Annotated in this window: 20 protein-coding genes; 12 read left to right on the forward strand and 8 right to left on the reverse strand. The window is 62.9% G+C overall.

What is annotated here, in order from left to right; all coding sequences use genetic code 11:
• Window positions 1–23: 23 nt before the first annotated feature.
• The 6 genes from FZF13_RS17835 to FZF13_RS17860 all read right to left on the reverse strand — a co-directional run bounded on the left by FZF13_RS17835 (window position 24) and on the right by FZF13_RS17860 (window position 6622).
• Complete coding sequence (locus FZF13_RS17835; protein WP_024923608.1) at window positions 24–1187, reverse strand: NAD(P)/FAD-dependent oxidoreductase; 1164 nt, start codon at window positions 1185–1187, stop codon at window positions 24–26.
• The gene (locus tag FZF13_RS17840) at window positions 1171–2604 is read right to left on the reverse strand and encodes an NAD(P)/FAD-dependent oxidoreductase (protein WP_065997781.1); all 1434 of its coding nucleotides are present in this window, start codon (window positions 2602–2604) and stop codon (window positions 1171–1173) included. The genes FZF13_RS17835 and FZF13_RS17840 overlap by 17 nt, the downstream gene beginning before the upstream one ends.
• A gap of 2 nt (window positions 2605–2606) precedes the next feature.
• Window positions 2607–2906 carry a (2Fe-2S)-binding protein gene (locus FZF13_RS17845; protein ID WP_024923606.1) on the reverse strand — a complete coding sequence of 100 codons (300 nt, stop codon included), beginning with the start codon at window positions 2904–2906 and terminating at the stop codon, window positions 2607–2609.
• Between the two features lie 112 nt (window positions 2907–3018).
• A complete protein-coding gene (gene argH / locus FZF13_RS17850) occupies window positions 3019–4539 on the reverse strand; it encodes an argininosuccinate lyase (protein WP_024923605.1) in 1521 nt (506 codons plus the stop codon).
• A 10-nt stretch (window positions 4540–4549) separates the two neighbouring features.
• Complete coding sequence (locus tag FZF13_RS17855) at window positions 4550–5020, reverse strand: cupin domain-containing protein (RefSeq protein WP_036254283.1); 471 nt, start codon at window positions 5018–5020, stop codon at window positions 4550–4552.
• A gap of 165 nt (window positions 5021–5185) precedes the next feature.
• Window positions 5186–6622 carry an aldehyde dehydrogenase family protein gene (locus tag FZF13_RS17860; RefSeq protein WP_024923603.1) on the reverse strand — a complete coding sequence of 479 codons (1437 nt, stop codon included), beginning with the start codon at window positions 6620–6622 and terminating at the stop codon, window positions 5186–5188.
• Window positions 6623–6846: 224 nt separating this feature from the next.
• On the opposite strand from FZF13_RS17860, the gene FZF13_RS17865 reads away from it, so the two are divergent.
• Window positions 6847–7971 carry an aminotransferase class I/II-fold pyridoxal phosphate-dependent enzyme gene (locus FZF13_RS17865; protein ID WP_024923602.1) on the forward strand — a complete coding sequence of 375 codons (1125 nt, stop codon included), beginning with the start codon at window positions 6847–6849 and terminating at the stop codon, window positions 7969–7971.
• 27 nt (window positions 7972–7998) lie between these two features.
• Here the strand turns inward: FZF13_RS17865 and FZF13_RS17870 are convergent, their stop codons facing one another.
• Window positions 7999–8961, reverse strand: coding sequence for a Rossmann-fold NAD(P)-binding domain-containing protein (locus tag FZF13_RS17870; protein ID WP_024923601.1), 963 nt, complete (start codon window positions 8959–8961; stop codon window positions 7999–8001).
• 306 nt (window positions 8962–9267) lie between these two features.
• Here FZF13_RS17870 and FZF13_RS17875 point away from each other — a divergent pair, with 306 nt between their 5' ends.
• From FZF13_RS17875 to FZF13_RS17895, 5 genes are all read left to right on the forward strand, one after another.
• A complete protein-coding gene (locus FZF13_RS17875; RefSeq protein WP_244431121.1) occupies window positions 9268–9798 on the forward strand; it encodes a hypothetical protein in 531 nt (176 codons plus the stop codon).
• A 1-nt stretch (window position 9799) separates the two neighbouring features.
• Window positions 9800–10462, forward strand: a complete 663-nt coding sequence (locus tag FZF13_RS17880; RefSeq protein WP_024923599.1) for an ABC transporter ATP-binding protein — start codon at window positions 9800–9802, stop codon at window positions 10460–10462.
• Entirely contained in the window at window positions 10455–11135 is a 681-nt protein-coding gene (locus FZF13_RS17885) for an ABC transporter ATP-binding protein (protein WP_024923598.1), read from the forward strand. The genes FZF13_RS17880 and FZF13_RS17885 overlap by 8 nt, the downstream gene beginning before the upstream one ends.
• Window positions 11135–13786 carry an FtsX-like permease family protein gene (locus FZF13_RS17890; protein ID WP_024923597.1) on the forward strand — a complete coding sequence of 884 codons (2652 nt, stop codon included), beginning with the start codon at window positions 11135–11137 and terminating at the stop codon, window positions 13784–13786. The genes FZF13_RS17885 and FZF13_RS17890 overlap by 1 nt, the downstream gene beginning before the upstream one ends.
• Before the next feature lie 513 nt (window positions 13787–14299).
• Window positions 14300–16114: a DEAD/DEAH box helicase gene (locus FZF13_RS17895; RefSeq protein ID WP_024923596.1), complete on the forward strand. Its 1815-nt coding sequence runs from the start codon at window positions 14300–14302 to the stop codon at window positions 16112–16114.
• A 1279-nt stretch (window positions 16115–17393) separates the two neighbouring features.
• Here FZF13_RS17895 and FZF13_RS17900 read toward each other — a convergent pair.
• The gene (locus tag FZF13_RS17900; RefSeq protein WP_024923595.1) at window positions 17394–18425 is read right to left on the reverse strand and encodes a LacI family DNA-binding transcriptional regulator; all 1032 of its coding nucleotides are present in this window, start codon (window positions 18423–18425) and stop codon (window positions 17394–17396) included.
• 271 nt (window positions 18426–18696) lie between these two features.
• Between FZF13_RS17900 and FZF13_RS17905 the strand changes: the two genes are divergently transcribed.
• The 6 genes from FZF13_RS17905 (at window position 18697) to FZF13_RS17930 (ending at window position 24297) form a co-directional block, all read left to right on the forward strand.
• On the forward strand, window positions 18697–20031 hold the full coding sequence (locus FZF13_RS17905) for an ABC transporter substrate-binding protein (RefSeq protein ID WP_024923594.1): 1335 nt from the start codon (window positions 18697–18699) through the stop codon (window positions 20029–20031).
• A gap of 105 nt (window positions 20032–20136) precedes the next feature.
• On the forward strand, window positions 20137–21084 hold the full coding sequence (locus tag FZF13_RS17910) for a carbohydrate ABC transporter permease (protein ID WP_024923593.1): 948 nt from the start codon (window positions 20137–20139) through the stop codon (window positions 21082–21084).
• The gene (locus FZF13_RS17915) at window positions 21081–22022 is read left to right on the forward strand and encodes a carbohydrate ABC transporter permease (RefSeq protein ID WP_024923592.1); all 942 of its coding nucleotides are present in this window, start codon (window positions 21081–21083) and stop codon (window positions 22020–22022) included. Before FZF13_RS17910 ends, FZF13_RS17915 begins: the two co-directional genes overlap by 4 nt.
• A complete protein-coding gene (locus tag FZF13_RS17920) occupies window positions 22019–22207 on the forward strand; it encodes a hypothetical protein (protein ID WP_024923591.1) in 189 nt (62 codons plus the stop codon). The genes FZF13_RS17915 and FZF13_RS17920 overlap by 4 nt, the downstream gene beginning before the upstream one ends.
• 4 nt (window positions 22208–22211) lie before the next feature.
• The gene (locus tag FZF13_RS17925) at window positions 22212–23309 is read left to right on the forward strand and encodes an ABC transporter ATP-binding protein (protein ID WP_024923590.1); all 1098 of its coding nucleotides are present in this window, start codon (window positions 22212–22214) and stop codon (window positions 23307–23309) included.
• A complete protein-coding gene (locus tag FZF13_RS17930) occupies window positions 23302–24297 on the forward strand; it encodes an ABC transporter ATP-binding protein (RefSeq protein WP_024923589.1) in 996 nt (331 codons plus the stop codon). Before FZF13_RS17925 ends, FZF13_RS17930 begins: the two co-directional genes overlap by 8 nt.
• The last annotated feature ends 29 nt before the right edge of the window (window positions 24298–24326 follow it).

The raw sequence follows: 24326 nt of genomic DNA on the forward strand, positions 1-24326 counted from the left end.
GCTTGTAGTCAAGCCGTCTCGTTTCAGGCGGTTTGGACAAGCGGTGTCTTGCCGACGGCATCTGGACCCTTATCAAACCGGTAGGGGTCGAAGCCTTCGATCTGTGTCGATGTGCGGCCGTCAAGCACCAGTTCGGCGACCACTTCGCCGATGCCGGGGCCGAGCTGGAAACCATGCCCGGAAAAACCGAAGGCATGGATCAGTCCGCCGACGATGCGGCTTCTTCCGAGGAATGGCAGCGAATCCGGCGACTTGCCTTCGACGCCGGCCCAGGTGCGGATGAAATTGCGGCCGCGCAGGAACGGCAGCACGTCGACGGCGATGCGCGACGCATCAAAGAGGTTCTGGGGAACGTATTTCGCGCGGCCGGTGTCGAGATCGGCGCCGCCCGGGCCCCGGCCGAAGAGAAGATTTCCCCGGCCAATCTGGCGGGCGTAAAAGAAGCGCCCGTTGACCGGGTAGTCCACCGTCGACGTGATCATGCGGGGAAATGGCTCGCTGACCACCATTTGCGGGGCCATCACATCGAGCGGAAAGACCTCCGAAAATTGTGCCGCAAGGCGCGCGCCCCAAGCGCCGGCTGCATTGATCAGGGTCGGTGCCCGAACCCTGGTTCCAGATTCGCTCTCGATCTGAAAGCACGCGCCATCGTGATGCGCGGTCCGCACAGCGTCGTGCTCGCGGATATCGACGCCGAGCTTGCGCGTGGCGATGGCGAAGACCGGCGTGACAAGCCGTGGATTGGCCGCACCGTCGCTGGCGACGAAGCATCCGCCGAGCACCTTCGTGCCGATCCAGGGGAAACGCCGTGCAACTTCCGCGCCCGTCATCAATTGCGTGCCGACGCCATGACCATCAGCCATGGTGGCCCATTGTTCGACGGCAGCCATATGTTCGGCGCGGTCGCAGATCTCGATATGCCCAGTGATCTCCGTCTCGCAGCTTTCGCCGACGAGGGTTTCGATCTTCTGCCACTGGCTGCGGGCGCGCAGGCTGAGCGGCAGTTCGGGTTCGGCGCGGCCATTGGTGCGCAGGCCGCCGAAATTCACGCCGCTGGCCTGGGAGCCGACCGTACCGCGTTCGAACAGCATGACGCGCGCGCCGCGCCGGGCAAGATAGTAGGCCGAGCAGACGCCCGCGATACCGCCGCCGACGATGATGACGTCCGTTTCAGAAACTCTGGTCATCGGCTTCACTTTTTTCACCAGCACGCATCCAGGCGTCGACCTGCGGATCTGCCTGGCCGCCGGCATTTGCATACGAGATCGGTTTGACGGGTCCCTGTCCGCGCAGCTTGCCGACCTGTTCGAGCGGCCTTCCGGTCGCCGCCGAAAGCAACTCGGCCAGGACGGGGCCGCAGACGCGGCCCTGGCAGCGTCCCATGCCGGGCCGGGCGAGCGCCTTCAGCCTATTGACCTCCCGCGGTTCGAACTTGGCGATTGCGGCCCTGGCCTCGCCGAAGGTGACGTTCTCGCAGCGACACAGGATGGTTTCGTCGGGCGCTTCGCCAATCCAGTCGGCGGGAAAGGGAAAGCTTGTCTCGACACCCTTGCGAAAGGTGACAAGGCGACCAAGCTCGCGCTCGATCTGGCGCATCCGTGTCTTCGATGATGGCAGCCCGATGTCGGCAAGCAACGCCAGCGCCGCGCGCTCGCCGGCGAGTTCGGCGACATCGGCGCCGCCGATCGCGCTGCCGTCGCCCGCGACATAGATGCCGTCGCCGGCGCGGCCCTGGCCATCGTGCGCGACGACCCACTGCCGGTTGGCCGCATCGAAGCGGGTGCGGCATCCGGCAATTTCGGCAAGCTGCATTTCGGGAGTAAGCCCGAAACCGAGCCCGACGGCATCGCACGGGATAAAATCATCGCGACCGCCGGCGCTGAAGCGGATGCCCTTTACACTCTCCGTGCCCTCAACCGAGCGCAGCCGCACGCCTTCGCGCAGCATGACGCGTTTACGCGAGAGATAGCGGCGATAGGCGAGGCCGCGCAGCAGCATTTTGGGTGCGCGGGCCATCCACGGCGCGCCACGGACCTTGTCGAGATAGGAGGCGGAATCGAGCACCGCCACGACATTGGCGCCGGCCTTCGCATACTGGTAGGCGACCAGATAGAGCAGCGGCCCGGTGCCGGCGAAGACCACGGCGCGTCCTATGGAACAGGCCTGGTTCTTTAGCGCGATTTGCGATCCGCCGAGCGTGAACACACCGGGCAAGGTCCATCCCGGGATCGGGATAATCCGGTCCATCGCACCGGTGCTCAACAGCAGCCGGTCGAATTCCTGCCTGCCGGCGCCGGATTGGTCGCTTGTGTGCACGGCGCCGTCGAAGATGTTCCAGACCAGCGTGTTCGGCCGATAGTCGATCTTGCCGGCAAGAGCGTCGAACATGTCGTGCAGACGCACCGCCTTTGGCGCGTCGTCGCCATAAAGGCTGGCTGGCGGGCGCTGGAATCCGCCGGGCTGGCGCCGGTAGATCTGGCCGCCGCTCGCCGGTGCTTCGCTGATTACCGTGAGGTTTCGGCATCCGGCGCGATGAAGTGTTTCGACCGCCCGCGAACCTGCCGGGCCGGTGCCCACCACGATGATCCGATCGTTGCCTGCCATGATCACCTTGCCTCGCGCGTCAGCACGTCCATGCCGTGCTGGACCTGGGTGGTGCAGGCGCGAACCCGCTCGCCCGAGGCAAGCGACAGCCAGCAATCCTGGCAGGCGCCCATGTTGCAGAAACCGGCGCGCGGCCCATCGCCGAATTCGGAATGCCGCAGATGCCTGCCATGAAGCAGCATCGCAGTCAGCAGCGTATCGCCGTTGAGGCAAGAGACGCTCTCGCCGTCGATGCGGATTTCGACCGGCGCCCGGCCGGTCTCGCCCAAGCGGATAAACTGTCCTGCACTGCTGCCTGTCATCGGATCACAACTCGAAAATAACGAGGACAACCTAGCGGCCGTCGGCTCGCAACCTTTTCCAAATGACGCGTCGGCACGAACAGATTCTTCCAAAGATCGGCTGCCTGCTGCGTCAATTTGATGAGGCACGATTTGATTGCCGCAACTGGACGAGTTGCTCGTCCAACCGCTCCCGCGCCGATGCAAGTTGCGCATGCAACGCGTCGAGCTTGGCTTGGTCGCTATCGATTTCGGCATGTGCAGTATCGATCATGCGACGGATTTCGTCCGGCGAAGCGGCGCCGGCCGAACGCCGGGCCGTGATCGAGCGACCGGGGTCGAGCGCCTGCATGATGGCCGCTTCGGATATGTCGAGCGGATGGCCGAGTTCCCGCTCGATGGCCGCAAGAGCGTCGCCATATTCGATTTCGTCCGGTTTCAAACCACGCTCCAGCGCATTGCGCACCAGATCCGCTACGATGTGATGTGCCTGGCGAAATGACAGACGCCCCTCGCGCACCAGGCAGTCGGCAAGATCGGTCGCCGTGGAGAAACCGGCGCCGGCGCGTTGCCGCATCGTTTCGACACAAGGCTCGATTTTTTCGGCGACGAGGCGGGTAATGGTCAGCGCGTTGCCGGCCAATCGCAGTGTAGGCCAAAGCGGCGCCAGCGAGGAACGGCCGGTGTCGCCGGCGTGGCTGAAATGACCGCCCTTGAGGATGGCGAATGTTGCCGTCAGCCCGCCGATCACCTCGCCGGAGCTCGCCTTCAGATATTCGACCGCCACGGGGTTCTTCTTCTGCGGCATGATGCTCGATGTGCCGGCGATGCTGTCGGGAAAACGAACGAGGCCGAATTCCTGCGTGCCCCAGATATACATGTCCTGGGCGAAGCGCCCCCAATTGGCCGCCAAGCCGAGGACGGCCACCGCCGCGTCCCACGCATAGTCGCGCGATGCCACCGCATCCTGGGCATGCAGATGGACCCTGTCGAAGCCAAGCAGCTCGGCAACCAATTGCCGGTCGATCGGGAAAGAGGTGCCGGCGAATGCACAGGCGCCGAGGGGAGAACTGTTGGCCGCGTGAAAAGCATGGAAGAGGCGCAGGGCGTCACGCGCCAGCGCCTGCGCAATTCCTGTCAGATAGAAGCCGAAGGTAGTCGGCTGCGCCGGTTGCATATGCGTGTAGCCAGGCATGATGGTGTCGGCAAATTCCTCGGCCCGGCGCAACAAGGCGCGCCGCAACGCAATGATTTTCTCGACAAGGTCAAGAACCAACCGCCGCATCGCCAGACGATCGAGCGTCGCGTTGATGTCGTTGCGGCTGCGCGCGAGGTGCAGCCGCCCGCCGGTCTCGGCACCCGCGCGCGCCATCAGCAGCGCCTCGAAGTTGAAGTAGCCATCTTCGCGGGCCGGATCGCGGGGAATGACGTCCTCGCCATCCCTGCGAATGCCGGACAACGCCTCGGCAAGGTCGCTCGCGACCGCCGGCTCGACCAATCCGGTCCTGGCCAGCATCACCAGATGCGCCTCGTTGACAGCGCACAGATCATCGATGCCGAGAGCCAGTTCCCGTTCTATGCGCGGCCGGAAGATGAGCTCGAGAATTTCGGGAGCGAGCGGCTCGGCGAGGCGTGGCGAAACCTTCGATTGCATGGGACGGACCTCAATAGGGGGTGCCGTCCTTGCGGACGAAGCGGCGGCCGCGTCCGTCCGGTATCTGCAACAAATCGTCGTCCGGATAGGTCGATACATTGGCCTGGTCAAAGCTTGCCACTTCGACGAACACCACCCTTGCTTCGCTACGATTGACGATCTGGTGGCCATTGGCTTCGCCGGCGGGAAAGCCAATGGCCTGGCCGGGGCGAACGAGCTGCTCGCCCTGGTCCGAGATCAGCGTCATCTCGCCCTCCAGAACGAGGATGAGTTCGTCCTCGTGGCTGTGCCAGACCCTGAGGGACGATGCGCAACCGCTCGGCAATTCGACATGGACTGCCGAAAGATTGTTCAGTCCGGCAAGGGAACCCAGGCGGCGCTTGCCGCGCCCCTTGACGGGTTCCTGTAGATGCTCCGGATATGTCGATCGTGTATCGGGCTCGATGCTTTCCGGATCGATCACGCGAGGCGGTTTGGACATTCGTGTTCCTCTTTGATGCATCCGCCCGTCGGGCGGGATTGCCTTGACGATAGGCCACGGCGCGCAGAACAAGTTCCCGTTTCCGCTGCCGGGGAGGGCGGCTTTTGTCACCTTGACCGGGCGAGCAGCAGAAGCTGTCGTGGGCGGACAGCCCCTGCCGTGATGTCAGTCGGCGATGTAGGCGGTCTTGGTCTGGGTGAAGAATTCGACAGCGCCGAGCCCCATTTCCTTCGGCCCATAGGCGGAAGCGCCGCGACCGCCGAAGGGCACGTGATAATCGGAACCGACGGTCGGCAAATTGACCATCACCATGCCGCTGTTGCTGGCACGCATGAAGGCGCGGGCCTTTGCGTGCGAGCCAGTGAAGATGCCGGCGCTGAGACCGAACTCGGTGGCGTTGGCAATGCGTATTGCATCATCGAGGTCGGTTGCCTTGAAAACCGAGACGATCGGCCCGAAAACCTCTTCGCGGTTGATGCTCTGGCGCATGTCGCCGTCGAGAAAGATCGCCGGTTCGAAATAGTGGCCATTGGCCGGCGCCTCGAGCACGCGGCCGCCGAAGGCGTGGTGGGCGCCGTCGTAGGGAGCGGCCTCGGCATAACGCGACACGCGCTGCAACTGCGCCGCACTGACCAGCGGACCGATGTCGGAGGTAGCGTCGAGCGCGTGCCCGACACGCAGTTTTGCGGTGCGCTCCACCAGCCGCTCGACAAAGGAATCGTGGACGACCGCATCGACGATGATGCGGCTGGATGCCGTGCAACGTTGCCCGGTCGAATAGAAGGCGCCGCGCACGGCGGCATCGACGGCCTTGTCCTGGTCTGCGTCATCGGCGATCACCAGCGGGTTCTTGCCACCCAATTCGAGCTGCAGCTTGGCGCCGCGCACCACCGCTTGCGCAGCTATTTTGCCGCCCACGGCTCCGGAGCCGGTGAAGCTGATGGCGTCGACGCCGGGATCGGCGACCAGCGCCGAGCCCACATCACCGCCACCCATGACCATCTGGAAGACGCCGCGCGGCACGCCGGCTTCATGCAGGATGCTGGCCAGTTCCCAGGCAATCGCATTGGTCAGTTCCGACGGCTTGAGGATGACGCAGTTGCCATAGGCCAGCGCTGGCGCGCTTTTCCAGGCCGGGATCGAGAATGGAAAATTCCAGGGTGTGATCAGTCCGACCACACCGACGGCTTCGCGCCGGACATCGACGTCGACGCCTTTGCGCACCGAACGCAAACTGGCACCTGCAAGCCGCACCGCCTCACCGGCGAAATATTTGAAGGTATGGGCGGCTTTCGTCACCTCGGCGACGGCTTCCGGCAAGGTCTTGCCTTCTTCCCGCGCCAGCAATGTCGCCAGTTCCTGCGTGCGCCGGGCGATCGCGTCGGCCGCCCTGTCGAGAATGTCGAAGCGTTGCTGGGGGGACGTTTCCTTCCAATCGCCCAGTGCCTTGCGGGCAGCCGCCACCGCGTCGTGAACGTCGGAAGCGGTGGCCATTGCGAAGCGACCGATAACCTCGGTGGTGTCGGAGGGGTTGCGGCCCTCGCTGAAGTGCTCGGCTGAACGCCAGGCCCCGTCGATATAGTTGTTCCTGACCTGTGGCATGCATGAACCTCGCTGTGAACAGCGGCACGCTCGAAATGCGAAAGCCGCGCGCCTCTGTATGGCGCGGGCGTGGAAGAATATGCTGTCATTGCCATGCGGGGCTCGGACATCTTCTGCCATGGCGCCGGAAGCTTCGGGCTAACCTTGCGCCGACTGGCATTAGCTTGGCTTCTCGACACGCCGCGTCGGTTTGCGGCGAAAATGCACTCGCGATGGGACCCGATATGCGCATTGACCTTTTCGAACTCGAACGCAGCCAGTCGATCTGGGAAAACACGGTCGAATACAATCTGACCGAGAGCGGGCTGCATCCCTTCACGATGCGGGAACTGCTCGACCCGCACGAGATCGAAGCGCTGGTCGATCTGCCGCTGGGCTATGGCCACACCGAAGGCGAGCCGGCGCTGCGTGAAGCGATCGCCGCGCGCTATCCCGGTGCCGGCGCCGACAATGTGCTCGTCACGACGGGGTCGTCGGAGGCCAACATGCTGGCGGTGATGAGCCTGCTCGACAACGGTGATGAAGCCATCATCATCACGCCCAACTTCATGCAATTGCCGGGACTGGCGAAGGCGCTCGGCGCAAAGGTGCATCAGGTGCCACTCAGGCTTTCCGGCAGCCGCTGGATGCTCGATCTCGACGAGGTGGCGCGGGCGATCACGCCCAACACCAGGTTGATCTCGGTCTGCAACCCCAACAACCCCACCGGCGGCGTGCTTTCGGCCGACGAACGGTCAGGACTGGCGTTGCTTGCGACACGTCACGGCATCGCTCTTCATGCCGATGAAATCTATCGCGGCGCGGAACTCGCTGGCCCGGAGACCGAAACGCTTTTCGCGGCCGCTCCAGCCGGCGTGATTACCGGCGGCACGGCGAAGGCGATGGCGCTGGCCGGGCTGCGCATCGGATGGATCGTGTCGTCAAAGGACATCATCGAGAAGGCGATGCAGCGGCAGGATTATACGACGATCGGCAGCAACGCGCTTGGGCAGCGCATCGCGCTGTTTGCCCTGCAGCCGGAAAAGCGTGCACGGATCGTGGCGCGCAACCGGCGCCTTCTCGCCCGCAATCTCGATCAGCTGTCGCGGTGGGTAGCGGTGCGCTCGGCGATCTTCAGCTGGGTGCCGCCGCAGGCAGGCGCGATGGCCTTCCTGCGCTACGACCTTCCGGTCTCGTCGGATGATTTCTGCCGTCGGTTGCGCGAAACGCAAAGCGTGTTTGCGGTCGCGGGCAGCTGGTTCGGAATGGAGGGGCATCTGCGCCTTGGCATCGGCGGCGAGCCGGACCATTTCCGGGACGCCTTGCAGCGCATCGACCGTTTTCTCCAGGATGAATTCGCGACCGCGTGACGGCAGTGCTGTGAGGCCGGAAATGGCTCAAGCGGTGGCGAGAACACCGAGCTTCCTGCACACGGCCTTGGCGAGGACGATATCCTGAACGGCGACGCCGGTAAGGTCGACGATGGAAATATCGGCGACCTGCCGGAAAAGGCGGTCCGGTCCCGAGATGACCGCGCCAAGTTCCAGCACGCGCTCCGGCGAAAGCAAACCGCGGGCGATGGCGTGATGGATCTCACCGCGTTCGAAACATTGCGAGTGGCTGTCGGCGATGACGCTTGCCGCCTTGCCCAGCAAGGCGGCATCGACTTCGGATTTTTCAGGCGTGTCCGCGCCCATCGCCACGATGTGCGTGCCCGGCCGGACGTCGCCGCTCATCAGGTACGGTGTCCTTGAAGCGGTCGTTGTGACGATAAGGCGTGCGTGTGCGGCAAGTTCTGCCGGCGATGCCGCGGTCCTCGCAACGAAGCCAAGCGCTGCGATGTCGGCCGCGCAATTCTTGGCGTTCTCGGCATTCCGAGCCCAGATCAGCACATTTCTACACAGTGTCACCTCGCGCAGGAACTGCGCCTGCAGCCGCGCCTGATTGCCCGAGCCGCAAATGCCGATGCATTCGAGTTCGGCCGGCATCAACCATTTGGCGGCCACCGCACCGGCTGCGGCAGTGCGTATGTCGGTGAGGTGGCCCTCGTCTTGCAATATGGCCAGGAGTCTGCCGTCGTTGGCGCTGAACACCAGGACCACGCCGCCGGAAGAGGGGAGGCCGATGGATGGGTTTTCATAAAAGCCTGTGGCGATCTTGACGACAAAGACGCCGTCGCCGCGCACCGCGCCGTATTTGATATGCATCTCGCCCGGCGGCTGGTCGAACAGCAATTCGCCGACTGGCGGCACTGTGGCCAGACCTTGCGAATAAAGGCCAAATGCGGTCTCCATTTCCGCAATGACGTCGATGCCCGATAGGGCCTGCTTGATCTCAGACAGATGTATGACAGCGGTCATTTCAGCCTCCCGAACCTGGTCGCCCGTCATAGCTTCTGTCGGCGCTATTTTCTGTCGAATATGTGGGAACAACAGAATTTCACGGTCATCGTCAGCGGTCCGCTGACAAAGCCGGCGTCGATGCAGTTCGGCTACCCCGAACCTTACCAATCCGTATAAACTGGACGAACTGGCCGTAATCTTGATGCGGCATTCTGAGCTTGTGTCCGTTCCATTCGAAAGGTCGCAGCGATGGAAAACAGGCTTCGCAGGATTGCTCGGATTGTCCCCATCCTTGCCGCTACAATCTGCCTGGGGGTGGCGGGCGTGTTGGTTGTTGCGGTCGAGGCTACTTCGGCGCTTGCCGTCGAAAAGCCAGTTCCAATGGAAAAGAACCCGCCCGGCGACATTCCTGATACGCAGGTGTTCATCGACTATGCGGCGCCACAGGGGTTCACGCTGAAGGTTCCCGAAGGCTGGGCGCGCTCGGACCGCGCCGATGGCGCGAGTTTCGTCGACAAGTTCGACGGCGTCGTCGTCTCTGTGGCGAAGGCCGATGCAGCGCCGACCGTCGCGGCCGCCAAGACGACCTATGTTCCGGAACTCGAAAAGGCCGAACGCGCGGTCACAGTGAGCTCGGTGAAGGCGGAGGCTCTTCCGGCCGGAGCAGCGATCCGTATCGTCTACTCAACAAACTCGGAGCTCAATCCGGTGACCAACAAGCAGGTTCGCCTGGAGAACGAACGCTATTTGTTCTTCAAGGACGGCAAGTTGGTCACGCTGGAGTTTTACGCGCCCAAGGGTGCTGACAATGTCGACCAGTGGCAACTGATGTCCCAATCCTTCCGGTGGAAGTGACATGCACGCGCTGGATGCGTACGAGCTCTATCGCTTCTTCCACATCGGTGACGACGAGACAGCGGCGCTGCGCGGCGTCAGCCTGCAGGTATGTGCCGGCGAGATTGTCGCGGTGACCGGTCCTTCGGGCAGCGGCAAATCCACTTTGCTGGCCTGTCTGACCGGACTGGATGAGCCGGACGGCGGCCATGTCGAGGTGGCTGGCGTAAGGCTTACCCGTCGTTCGCAGGCCAACCGGGCGCGCCTGCGCAGGGCGAATTTTGGCATTCTGCTGCAATCCGGAAATCTGTTTCCGCACCTCACCGTGGAGCAGAATGTCCGCCTCCAGATGCAATTGGCCGGCAAGCCGGACGAAAAGCGGATTGCGCCGCTGCTCGACAGCGTGGGGCTTGTGGCCCGGGCTCGGGCGCTTCCAACCGAGCTTTCCGGCGGGGAGACCGCGCGCGCCGGTCTTGCGGTCGCCCTGGCCTGCGACCCGCCCATCCTCGTGGCAGACGAGCCCACCGCCGAAGTCGATCGCGACACGGAGCTGCGGCTGATTGCCCAGTTCGAAGCAAGGCGCGCCGCAGGACTGGCAACGCTGCTCGCCACTCACAGCAAGGCGTTGGCGCAACGAGCCGACCGCATCGTCCGGCTGAAGGACGGGAGGGTCGAAAATGGATGAAACGCTTGTTGTTGCAAGCGGTATTGGCCGTGACTTCCCAGACGGAACCGCCGGACGTACGACGGTGCTCCGCGATGTGGACTGTGCAATCAACTCAGGCGCCCGCATCGCCCTGGTTGGACCTTCGGGCAGCGGCAAGACCACCCTGCTGCACATCCTTGGCGGCCTGGACCGGCCGACCAACGGGCAGATCGAATGGCCCGGCCTTGGCCCGTTCGAGGACTTAAGGCCACGCTGGATCGGCTTCGTCTTCCAGTCGCCCAGCCTGTTTCCCGCATTGACCGCTGCGCAAAATATAAGCTTGCCGATGATACTGGCCGGAGAGCTGAGTTCCGCCGACCGAACTGCGGCTCTTCTGCTGGACACCTTCGGCCTTGACGAATTGGCGGACAAGCTGCCGGAGGAATTATCCGGCGGGCAAGCGCAACGCATAGCGATGGCAAGAGCGCTCGCCATCGGACCGAAACTCATCCTTGCCGATGAACCGACCGGGCAACTCGACAGCGTCACCGCCCAGCTCTTCTTCGATACCGTGCTCAGCCACTTGGAAAATACGGGCATTGCGCTTGTGGTGGCCACGCATGACGAGGCTGTCGCCGCCAGGATGGCAACGCGCTGGACCATGGAGCACGGCCGGCTGACCTTGCAGTCCCTTCAAACCGGGGCAAGTTGATGCTGCTCCTGTGGATCAGGGGCGTTCTAGCCCATCGACAGCTGCGCGTCGCGGGCGCGGCGGCGGGCGTTGCCCTGGCGACGGCGCTGTTGGTGTCGATGGTGCTTTTCCTTCTCAACGCGAGCGCTTCCATGACCGCGCGCGCGATATCGACCGTGCCCGTCGACTGGCAGGTCCAGGTGATACCTGGCGCCGATGCTAATGCGATCGGCAAGGCACTGGCCGAGACCTCTCGGGTCAAGGCCGTTCACCGCGTGCAATTCGCCGATATCGACGGCTTCCAGGCGCAGACCGGGGGCACCACGCAGACTACGGGGCCGGGCCAGGTCATCGCCTTCGACGGCGATTATGCAAGCGACTTCCCCGCCGAGATCCGCCCCCTGTCCGGGAGCAGCAGGGGCGCCCTCATCGCGCAGCAGACAGCCGCCAATCTTCACGTCGGTCCCGGAGACACGGTGACGATCAAACGCATCGGACTTGCGCCGGTCGACGTCATCATCGCTGGCGTGGTCGACCTGCCCGATGCCGACTCGCTGTTCCAGGTCGTTGGCCTGCCGTCGCAGGCTGCCCCGCAAGCGCCGCCGGACAATGTGCTGATACTGCCACAAGGCCAGTGGGAAAGCCTGTTCGACGCGCAGCGCCAGGCGCGCCCGGACACCGCGCGCCTGCAACTGCATGTGCGGCTGGCGCGTGACGTCCTGCCGGCCGAACCGGTTTCGGCATTCACTGTCGTGACAGGCATGGAGAAGAATTTCGAGGCCAGGGTCGCAGGCCAGGCGCTGGTCGCCGACAACCTCAGCTCGCGCCTCGGCGCGGTACGCTCGGACGCGCTCTACGCCTCGGTACTGTTTCTGTTCCTCGGCCTGCCTGGCGTGGCGCTGGCGGTGGCGCTGACCTTTGCCATAACCGCCTCGGGCGCCGCACGCAGGCGCGCCGAACAGGCACTGCTGCGTGTCCGCGGCGCCACGACGCAACAAATCCTCTCGCTGACTGCCGCCGAGGCCGCTGTCGCGGCGGTTGGCGGCACGGCGTTGGGGACGGTGGCGGCGCTGCTGTTCGGCCTTGCCGTTCCAGGTATGGGTGCAAGGGCCGCCATCGCCGACCCGGCGCTTGCGCTCGCCGTTCTGACCGGCCTGCTCCTGGGTTTCGCGGCCTTCCTGCTGCCCGTGTGGTGGGAACTGCGCCGGAATGATCCCAATACGGCGCGCCGCTCGGTCGAGCGCTACAAGACGCCGCTGTGGCGGCGGCTATGGCTGGATGTGCTGCTGCTCGTTGCCGCCGGGCTCCTTTTCTGGCTGTCGGCGAGTACCGGATACCAGGTCGTCCTTGCGCCCGAAGGCGTCGCCGCGACATCCGTGGACTACAAGGCCTTCATCGCACCCGCGCTGTTCTGGCTGGGTGCTGCGCTGCTGACCATGCGGCTTTCGGCCAATGTCGTCGCGCGCAATGGCCCGGTGCTGCGCACGATCGTGAGGCCTGCCGCCGGCCCGCTGGCGGCGATCGTCTCGGCCGCACTGTCGAGGCAGTCGCGACGCCTGACCATTGGCATCGCCATGACCGCGCTGGCGATTTCCTTCGCCACGTCGACGGCGATCTTCAACACCACATACAACGCCCAGGCGCGCGTCGATGCCGAATTGACAAACGGATCGGATGTCACCGTGTTCGGCACGGCCGACAAGCCGGCCGGTTCGCACCTGGCGATACTGGCCTCGCTGTCGGCAACGGCGTTCGCGCAACCCATGCAACATCGCTTCGCCTATGTCGGTGCCGACCTTCAGGATCTCTATGGCATCGACCCCGCGCGTATCGGAAGCGCGACCAGCCTGTCCGATGCCTACTTCAGCGGCGGCAGTGCCGCCACTGTTCTGGCAAAACTTGACGCCACGCCCAACGGCGTTCTGGTGTCGGAAGAAACCGTGAAGGATTTCCAGCTCCAGGAGGACGACACGATCAACCTTAGGCTCCTCGATTCTCGCGACCATCAGTATCACCCGGTGCCCTTCAAGTTCATCGGTGTCGCGCGCGAATTCCCGACCGCGCCAAGGGACTCGTTCCTCGTCGCCAATGCCGCCTACATCGCCAGCGTGACCGGCACGGACGCCGCCGAATATGTGCTGATGAAGGCCAAGGGCGATCCCACCATGCTGGCGCAACAGGTGAGGGGGGCGCTCAAGGCCGATGCATCCCTGAAAGTCACGAACATCGGTCAGGCAGCCCACCTCATCGGTTCGAGCCTGACCGCTGTGGATCTTGGCGGGCTGACGACAATCGAGCTCGCCTTCGCCGTTGTTATGGCAGCCGCAGCCGCCGGGCTCATGCTGGCTTTGGGTTTCATTGAACGCCGCAGGAACTTCGCCATCCTCAACGCCGTCGGCGCAAAACCCGGACAATTGGCGGCCTTTCTATGGGGCGAGGCTATTGTCGTGATCGTCGGAGGGTTTGTCTTCGGCCTCCTGTCCGGTGTCGTCATAGCGTGGATGCTGGTGAAGCTTCTGACCGGCGTGTTCGATCCGCCGCCCGAGGCGCTGTCGATCCCCTGGCTTTATCTTGGCGTCGTTCTGTGTCTCGTGGCCGTTTCGGTCGGCGCTGCCGTGCTGTTCGCAAGACCGTCGGCCGGTCATGACGCCGAATATTTGCGGGACTTCTGAAGTCTCGAGCTGTCATCCTAGGGGAACGGAAAGGCGCCGATGGACCTCTTATTTTGTCCCGCACCGAGCGCATGCTCTTCAATTTTGTCGTGGGTTATCTGATCGCTGAATTCGCCAAAGCAAGGCCGCTTGCCTGGGTTTGTCGTCACTCCCGCTTAACGTCCTTCGCCACCTTGGCCTAATGTCCCGGTCAGGCCTTTTTTACTATCGTCAGTTTGAAGATATGCACGTGCAAGGGCGGGCTCGTATGCCGGACGCAACTGCACACGGCTACTGTAAGCGTCAGCCAGGGAATGAGGCGCACCGCTACGTCTATATCAGTCCAAAACCGACTTACTTTTGCTGCAACGTGAACGACAGCGTCGCCCCTCATCCCAGCTGTTAGCCCAGTTTCGCCATCAACCGAAGGCAGTCTTCGCCCGAACGATCATCGCGGTGGCAATCGCGACGAAGAGCGCTCATTACAACTTCGCGGATGCCGTGCTATGCGGCATCGACACAGAGACCATGATCATGACCGACGACGCATTGCCCATACACCCCGCGCTTGCTTCCGCCCTCGAGGCGAAAGGTTACAACCAGTTGACGCCGGTGCAGATGGAGATGGCGAATGGCGGGCATGGCGAGGCCGACCTCCTGGTTTCGGCGCAGACCGGCTCGGGCAAGACGGTTGCCTTTGGCATCGCGATCGCCTCGACCCTGCTTGGGCGCGCCGAACGCTTTCCGGCTGCCGGGCGGCCGCTCGGCCTCATCATCGCGCCGACACGCGAACTCGCCATCCAGGTGCAGCGGGAACTCGACTGGCTCTACGCGGCAGCCGAGGTCAGGATCGCGACCTGCGTCGGCGGCATGGACATGCGCAGGGAGCGCCGCGCGCTGGACAGCGGCGCCCATCTCGTCGTCGGCACGCCGGGACGCCTGCGCGACCATATCTCCAAGGGCGCGCTGGACCTTGGTGCGTTGCGCGCCGTGGTGCTGGACGAGGCCGACGAAATGCTGGACCTCGGTTTCCGCGACGACCTCGAATTCATCCTCGGCGCGGCGCCCGATGAGCGCCGGACACTGCTGTTTTCGGCAACCGTGCCGCGTGGCATCGCGGAACTTGCCAGGAATTTCCAGAAGGACGCGGTGCGCATCGCGGCGACCGCTTCCACCGAGCAGCATGCCGACATCGAGTACCAGGTGATGCTGGTGCGGCGCGACGAGCGCGAACATGCCGTCATCAACACGCTGCTGGATTCCGGCAGCGCCAGTGCGCTGGTGTTCTGCCATACGCGCGAGGCGGTGCGGCACCTGACCGCGCGGCTGGCCAATCGCGGCTTCTCGGTCGTCTCGCTGTCGGGCGAGATGGCGCAGTCGGAGCGCTCGAACGCGCTGCAGTCGATGCGCGACGGTCGCGCTCATGTCTGCGTGGCGACCGACGTGGCGGCGCGCGGCATCGACCTACCGAACCTCGACCTCGTGATCCACGCGGATGTGCCGAGCAATCCAGCGACCCTGCTCCACCGCTCCGGCCGCACCGGGCGTGCAGGCCGAAAAGGCGTCTGCGTGCTCATCGTTCCCGAGACCAGGCGCGGTGCCGCGCAGCGTGTGCTGGCGCTCGCCAAGCTGTCGGCCACAATGCGTGGCGCGCCTAGCATCGCCGAGATCGAGACCCGCTATCGCACCCAGATCCTCGACGCGGCGCTTGTCGCCGCCGAGCCGGACGAGGCGGAAGCGGCGTTCGTGGCGGAACTGCTGACGAAGGCAAGTCCGGAGCGCATTGCCACGGCCTTCCTGCGCCAGCAGCTTTCCGTCCGCCCGGTGCCGGAGGACCTCTTGCCGCTGCCGGTCCACGACATGCAGGCGAGGAAGCCCAAACGCGACAAGGAAAACCGCGAAAGGGGGATCGACGAAAGGCGCGACGCCGAACCGCGACGCCCGGACATGGAGGGCGGCGTCTGGTTCACGCTGTCGCTCGGGCGCAAGCAGCGCGCCGACCCGAAATGGCTTCTGCCGATGATCTGCAGGGCCGGCGGCGTCTCGAAACGCGATGTCGGCTCGATCCGGATCGACGACATGGAAACTCGCTTCGAGATTTCCGCCGACAAGGCGGCGGGGTTCAGAGAGCAGATCAGCCAGCCCGGCAGCCTCGAACGAGGCATCGTCATCGCGCCGGCCGGTGAGGCGCGCGAGACATCGTGGCGGGCGAAGCCGAAATTCGGCAAGCGCGCCAAGCCGGAGTTCAATAAGGGCGGAAAGCCGGGCAAGAAGCCCGCGCACCGCGGCCAGGCCGCGCCTGCGGATCGCGACCGCAAGCACAAGGGCAAGCCGAAGCGTCCAGGCTGAGGCGTGGGGTGCGGTCATCCGTGCCGGCTGGCGTTTCTTGGCCAGTTCGCTCGACGTATTTGGTATAGCCACCGCCATAGGTGTGTAGCTCATCCGGGTTGATTTCCAGCGCGCGGTTGGATGTTTCGGGGAGGAAATGCCGGTCGCGGCTGACGAAGAGCGGCGGGCTCTCGTAGCATGGTAGTACGCGGCAATTCTTCTCGATCTCGTTTTCCAGAGAAGCCGAGGCAGCCAGCTATCGCAGCGACGCGTGGCCAACTGGCGATAGTGAGTCTTCCAGGAACTGCAACACCGTGCTGTCACGCTCAAGCACTTCCATCAGGGGCCGGAAATAGCCCGTCCTAACGCCCGGGCCGCGCGAGACGGTACTCTCATCGAATTCGGACGCGCAGGCGACCAATTTCAACGTAGGTCAATGTTGCAGCCAGAGATTGGTAACCCGATAGACATTTGGACTTCAAACCGGATTTACCAAGGCAGCTAGCTGCTTAGAGCAGCCCATCATGTGCTTGTTCTTATCATCTGCCACCGACGTGGTCCGGAATGTACTTAAGCGGCTTGTAGGGACGGCAGTTTCTACCGCCACACAGGGTGCACACTTTCTTGGTGCGAGCTTGCCGTTCGTGTGCGCTGAAAGGGCAAAATTCGCCCCTAAGCTTTCGGGACAGCGCGTCTTGGGCGCTGGAGCTTCGGGCTACTGGCGCGATGCATAGGCGGTTTTACCAACTGTTTCGCTACCTAGTCGTCGGCATGACAAATTCACCTTCAGCGCATTTCGGTGGGCTGCTATATCCTGATCGTTGTCAGCTCGGCATAAAAGCGCAAAGTCGGGGGCCACATGGGATGGTCGCAGAAGAGCAATGCCTTGTAACCTCCGAACGAATGAAGCTATGCTGAGGTCGAGAGAGTGGGGCGGTAGGTACCAAAATCTGGCGCCAGCGGCCTTGATCGCCGCCTCAACAACAAGCTCACGAAGATCGTTCGAAAGGGCCTGCATTGTCAGATGATGGCCTCTGCCCAGCCAACACCTTGAATCACAAACCAGCCCAACCGGGAGTCCCCGCGACTCTCGTGAAATAGGAAACACTCTCTAGGCCTGCCGGTCGAGATCGAACTTACCGTCGAGGTTGCTGAACAGACGCTCATCTGGTCGGTGCGTGGGGCCGTCCAGAGTGCAGAGATTGCTGCAAAGGTTGGTGCCGATCTCAATGGGTGCGAGGTCCTCAGGCAGAGCGCACAATGATCTCAGGAGTGGCATCATGGCTTGTATCGCGCTGGCTCACTCGAACTGGATGTTCTCCTTGAGCAGGACCTCGATGCGGATCCGCTCTTGCGAGGCCAGAGGTTCGCGATGGTCGGAGCGGGCCCGCATGATGCGCAGCGCGCTGCGCACCGCGTGGCCTGGGTCCTGCGCGATCACGGCGTCGATGCGCTCGTCCATCAGTGCCTGTTCGCTGAATGGGGTACGCTCATGCACGATGACGGTGAGGGGGCGGCCTCCTTGCGTATTCCAGACCGCGGTGAGTGGCCCCCGCGCTTCCGAGCTCAGTACATAGACGGCGACCGTATCGGGATTGTGTTGGAGGGTGCGCCGGATGATCAGATCGGCGCGCCTTTCGTCGGCATAGGTTTCCAACGACGGCAGGCTCACCAGGTGTGGGAACTGGGCGTTGATGATGCTGTCGAAGCCGAGGCGGCGCTGGATGCTGTCCAGCGCCATCATGGTTTCGGCCACGACCATGATCTTGCCGGGCCTGTCTCCGATGAAGCGGCCTGCTATCTTGCCGGCGGTTGCGCCGGCTGCAAAATTGTCGACGCCGACATAGTCCGCGCTCTCCAGCCGCTCCTGGCCTGAGAGGAACTGCACCACCTTGACGCCCCTTTCCACGAGCCGCAGCAGCGCGTCGCGTACCTGCGGCGATTCCGGCGCCATGACGGCAACGCCGTCCACTGCATCATGGTCGATACCTGTGAGGTATTTGGCGACTTGGTGCGGGTCGCTCATCGCGATCTGTTCGGCCTCGACCTCGGTCGAATCGGTGCGCAACGCTTCCTTCGCCTCGCTGACCCGGGCGATGAGTTCAGCGAGATACTGGTCGCCCGAGGTTGGCAGGACAAAACGGAAGCGATAGGTCTTGTTGCGCGCCAGTGCCACGGCGGCAGGGTTGCGCACGAAGCCGATTCGTTCGATCGCCTCGGCCACTTTCCTCGCCGCTTTGGAGCTGACATTCGGCCGCTCATTGAGCACGCGGTCGATGGTGGCGAGGCTGACGCCTGCGGCTTCCGCCAGGTCTTTCGTGGTTGGCCGCACCGTTCAGATCTCATTTCCAGATTCGAACCAGATTTCTCCAACAAAAGCAGTCGAAAAGCAAGAATTGAGGTGCGTACCTCAAAAATGACTTGCATTGAGGTGCGCACCTCAATTATGACTCTCGCCGTGGTCGCCCAGGAGGATCGGCGCGAGCCACAGGCGGCGCGGAGGAGTATGGGCCCGCCGGGAGCGTCATTCCGCGTCAGGTGCCCATAACGGGCGTTTCACCCTTCCGATGGAGGTCGGAAGGAGGGGCAGGGAGGTCCCAGTCATGAATTTTCGCCATATCGGATCATTGGCCGCGTTCGGCGTGTTTTTGGCCGCCGGAGTTGCCGGCACTGAGCAAGCCAGGGCAAAGGACTTGACACTCTGCTGGGCCGCCTGGGACCCGGCAAATGCGCTCGTCGAACTCAGCAAGGACTTCGAGGCCAAGAGCGGCATCAAGATGAAGTTCGAATTCGTGCCATGGCCGAATTTTGCCGACCGCATGCTCAACGAGCTCAATTCCGGCGGCAAGCTCTGCGACCTCATGATCGGCGACAGCCAATGGATCGGCGGCGCCGCCGAGAACGGCCAGTACGTCAAGCTCAACGATTTCTTCGACAAGGAAGGAATCAAGATGGACGACTTCATTCCGGCGACCGTCGTGGGTTATGCCGAATGGCCGAAGAATACGCCGAACTACTGGGCGCTGCCGGCCTTCGGCGACGTCGTTGGTTGGAGTTATCGCAAGGACTGGTTCGCGCGTCCCGAGTTGCAGGCGGAGTTCAAGCAGAAATATGGCCGCGACCTCGCCGTGCCGAAAACCTTTGCCGAGCTGAAGGACATCGCCGAATTCTTCCAGAAGCGCCAGATCGACGGCAAGACGGTCTATGGCGCGGCGATCTATACGGAGCGCGGCTCCGAAGGCATCACCATGGGTGCCATGGATGTGCTCTACAGTTTCGGTTTCCAGTATGAGAATCCCGCCAAGCCCTATGAGCTGCAAGGCTACGTGAACTCCGCCAAGGCGGTGAAGGGCCTTGAGTTCTACAAGCAGCTCTATGACTGCTGCACGCCACCCGGCCATTCCGACGCCTACATGTCCGAGGACATCGATGCCTACAAGTCGGGCCAGGTTGCCTTGCATATGAACTTTGCCTTCACCTGGCCAGGTATCAATGCCGACGCCAATGTCGGCGGTGGCAAGTCGGGCTATTTCCCGAATCCGGCAGGCCCGGACGGCGTCGCCTTCGCCCAGCTTGGCGGCCAGGGCATTTCCGTGGTTTCCGCATCGGAGAAGAAGGACGATGCGCTCGCCTACATCAAGTGGTTCGCCCAGCCGGAAATCCAGCAGAAATGGTGGCAGATGGGCGGCTATTCGGCGCTGCGCAAGGTGGTGGAAGATCCGAGCTTTGCCACCAGCCAGCCCTATGCGCAGACCTTCCTCGACTCGATGGCGATCGTGAAGGATTTCTGGGCCGAGCCCGCCTATGCCTCGCTGCTGCAGGCTGCGCAGAAGCGGTTCCATGATTATGTCGTCGCCGGCCAGGGCTCTGCCCAGGATGCACTCGACGGCCTCGTCAAGGACTGGACGCAGGTCTTCGACGACGAAGGCAAGTACTGACCGCCATAATGGCGTGTCCCGCATCCTCCCAGCGGCCATGGTACGGTACGGAGCCGGGACCAGTCCGGCTCCGTCGCCGCACTGTTGATAATCAGGGGACTATCAATGTTGCATTCACCGGTGGATCGGGTCGCCGAGGCGACGCCGCGTGCAATTGCCAGGCGCATCAAGGGCCTGTCGGATCGCTCGCTTGCCTGGCTCTTCGTCGCACCGTCGATCGTGCTCCTACTCGCGGTCAATATCTTCCCGCTGATCTGGACGATCCGGCTGAGCTTCACCAATTTTCGGGTCAATCGCCCCAATGCCGAGGTCGAGTTCGTCGGCCTCAAGAATTACCTGAGCATCTTGTCCGACCGGGATATCTGGCTGTCCATGCAGGCGACGGCCCATTTCCTGATCTGGACGATCGTGCTTCAGGTCCTGATCGGCTTCACGCTCGCGTATCTGATCAACAAGAAGTTCCGCGGCAACGATCTCTGGACGACAATCATCGTGTTGCCGATGATGCTGAGCCCCGCCGTGGTCGGCAATTTTTGGACCTTTCTCTACCAGCCGCAGATCGGCCTCTTCAATTACGCGGTCGGCTTTCTCACCGGCGCCGATCCGTCCTCCTTCTCGATGATCGGCGACGTATCGCTGGCGCCATGGGCGATCATCATCGTCGATACCTGGATGTGGACGCCCTTCGTCATGCTGATCTGCCTCGCGGGCTTGCGTTCCATTCCAGCGAGCATCTACGAGGCGGCCGAATGCGACCGTGCCTCGAAGTGGCGGCAGTTCTGGACGATCACCATCCCGCTGGTCCTGCCATTCCTGATGCTCGCCGTGCTCTTCCGGGGCATCGAAAACTTCAAGATGTTCGACCTCGTCGTGCAGCTTACCGGAGGCGGGCCGGGCTCCATCACCGAGCTCACTTCGATCAACCTGAAGCGTGAAGCTTTCGAGAAGTGGCGCACGGGTTATGCCTCGGCCTATGCCGTCATCCTCTTCGTGACCGTTTTCGGCCTGGCCTCGATCTACGTGAAAGCTCTGAACAAGGTGAAACAGCGATGAGCAGCTATTCCGTCACCGAGCCGTCGCCGCGGCAGAAATGGTCCGCTGGAATCCTGGTGGTTCTCTATGCGCTGATCACGATACTGCCGCTGGTCTGGATCATCGGCACGAGTTTCAAGTCGCCGTCTGACGCCATCGCCTATCCGCCCAAGACCTTCTTCACGCCGACGGTCGAAGGCTACGTCAACGTCTTCACCACGCGCACGCGCCTTTCCGAGGATCAGCTTAAGGCGCTTGGCGAACCACAGACCTGGTACGACAAATTGGTGCGCAAGGACGGTCTTGTCATTTCTGGCCCATCGCGCTTTGCCGAACGCTTCACCAATTCGGTGATCATCGGTTTTGGCTCGACCGTGCTCTGCATCGTTTTGGGCACGGCCGCAGCCTATGCCTTCTCGCGTTTCAAGGTGCCTTTGAAGGATGATCTTTTGTTCTTCATCCTTTCGACGCGCATGATGCCGCCGATCGCGGTCGCTATTCCCATCTTCCTGATGTTCCGCTCGCTCGGCCTCAGCGACACCCATGCCGGCATGATCCTGCTCTATACGGCGGTCAACCTGTCGCTCTCGGTCTGGCTGCTCAAGGGGTTCATCGACGAGATCCCGGTCGAGTATGAAGAGGCGGCGCTGATCGACGGCTACACGCGCTTCCAGGCTTTCTACAAGGTGGTGCTGCCGCAGGCCGCGACCGGCATCGCCTCGACAGCCATCTTCTGCCTGATTTTTGCCTGGAACGAATATGCCTTTGCCGTGCTGCTGACCTCGGGCAACGCCCAGACGGCACCGCCCTTCATCCCGACGATCATCGGCGTTAGCGGCCAGGATTGGCCGGCCGTTGCCGCGGGCGCGACCCTCTTCCTCGTGCCGGTCATGGTGTTCACCATTCTCCTGCGCAAACACTTGCTGCGCGGCATCACCTTCGGAGCCGTTCGCAAATGACCAGGTTCTTCGACGGATTGTTGCAATTTCGGCGTGGCGCCTGGGAGATGCTGGCATCGGTGCTGATCGCGGCGGGCGTTGTCATGCTCATGCAGCCTTTCGCGCTCGCGCTCTATTCCTGGTCCTTCATCGTAACCTTGGCCGGCACGGTGATGTTCATCATCGTCAGCCATTTCCCGGAGTAGGCCGATGGCGCAGATCAGAATCCAGAACGTGTGCAAGGAATTCGGCCCCTTCACAGCCGTTCAGTCCTCGAGTTTCACCATCGAGGACGGCGAGTTCTTCATGCTGCTCGGCCCGTCCGGCTGCGGCAAGACGACGACGCTGCGGATGATGGCCGGTCTCGAACTGCCGACGTCGGGCGAGATCTTCATCGACGGCGAGGAAGTCGGCATGAAGCGGGCAAGCCAGCGCGACATCGCTTTCGTATTCCAGATGTTCGCGCTCTACCCACACATGAACGTGCGCAGGAACATTTCCTATCCGCTAGTCAGCCAGGGGATGAAGCGCGAGGAGGTCAGGACACGTGTCACGGAAGTCGCCCGCATCCTCAGGATTGAGCACATCCTCGACAAACCCGTCGGTGGGCTTTCCGGTGGCGACCGCCAACGCGTGGCGCTCGGCCGGGCCATCGTGCGGCGGCCGAAGGCATTCTTCATGGACGAGCCGCTCGGCGCACTCGATGCCGAGTTCCGCGAACATATGGCCGAGGAACTCAGGGCACTGCACGATCGCATGGGCGCGACCACCGTCTATGTGACGCATGACCAGCTGGAAGCCATGCAGATGGGCGACAAGATCGTCGTCATGAACCATGGCGTGGTCGAGCAGTTCGGCCGGCCGCAGCAGATCTATGACTGGCCGGCGACGAAATTCGTCGCTCAGTTCATCGGCTCCCCGTCGATGAACTTCCTCGATTTCGAGGGCATGATCGGCATCAACGGCAACAGCGTCGATCTCGGCGGCATCAAGGTCAAGGTGCCTGCCGCGCGCGAAGGCCGCGCCGGTCGCCTGACGCTCGGCGTGCGGCCGGAGCATGTCAGTTTCCGGGACGATGCCGTCTATCGCGGTCGTGTCAGCGCCGTCGAATATCTCGGTACGACCCAGATCGTGACGCTGGCGACCCAACACGGCGAACTGAAGGCGCGCATTTCCTCGGCGCGGACGGTGCGCGAGGATGATCTGATTGGGCTGGACTTCGATACACGCACGCTATCGCTCTTCGATGCGGAGACCGGCAAGGCGCTCATCTCCGAAGCCAATGAAGGAGTGCAGGGACATGGCTGAGGTCGTCCTTGAAAAGGTGACGAAGACCTTTGGCGGCACAGTCGCGCTCGACAATGTGTCGCTGACAATTCCCAACGGCGCCTTTGTCGTGCTGCTCGGTCCGACAGGAGCTGGCAAAACGACGATGCTGCGCATGGTCTCTGGTCTCGACAAGCCCGACAGCGGAGAAGTCTATCTCGGCGGTCGGTCGATGAAGGGATTGTCGCCGGCCGAGCGTAACGTCGCCATGGTCTTCCAGCAATATTCCCTTTACCCGCATCTGACGGTTCGCCAGAATTTGGAGTTCCCGCTGAAGTCACCGCTGCTGAAGACGCCGCGAGACGTCATCGAACGCAAGGTGAAGGAGGTCGCCGAGGTCCTGCAGATCGCCCACAAATTGGACAACAAGGCGACGGCGCTGTCGGGTGGCGAGATGCAGCGCGTCTCGATCGGCCGGGCGCTGGTGCGCAATCCTGAAATCTTCCTGATGGATGAACCGCTGAGTTCGCTCGATGCGAAGCTACGTGCGGATTTGCGCATCGAACTGAAGCGCATCCAGGCGAAATCGGGCGCCACCCTGCTTTATGTCACCCACGACCAGATCGAGGCGATGACGATGGCAACCCATGTCGGCGTGCTGAACGAAGGCAAGCTCGTGCAGTTCGGCTCGCCGCGCGAGGTCTATGAACAGCCGGTCAGCGTCTATGCCGCGACCCGGCTCGGCCAACCACACATCAATGTGCTGCCGGCCGATCTTTTCGCCGGAGCGCCGGCGAGCGCCAAGAGCATTGGTCTGCGGCCCGAGCACATCGCGCAAGGCGAGGGCGAGGAGGCACTCGTCAAGCGCGTCGAGCATCTCGGCGACCAGACGCGCCTGCATCTCGCCTTCAAAAAGCACGACCTCATCACCGTCACCGACACACATTCGCCACTTAGGGGCGGCGAGACCATCCGCATCCAACCGTCGCGGCCGCTCTATTTCGACGCGGTTGGCATGCGGCTGGCTTGATCCGCTCGCGCTTAGCTTCAGGAGAATTT

The organism is Mesorhizobium terrae, assembly GCF_008727715.1.
In the GTDB taxonomy this organism is placed as follows: domain Bacteria; phylum Pseudomonadota; class Alphaproteobacteria; order Rhizobiales; family Rhizobiaceae; genus Mesorhizobium; species Mesorhizobium terrae.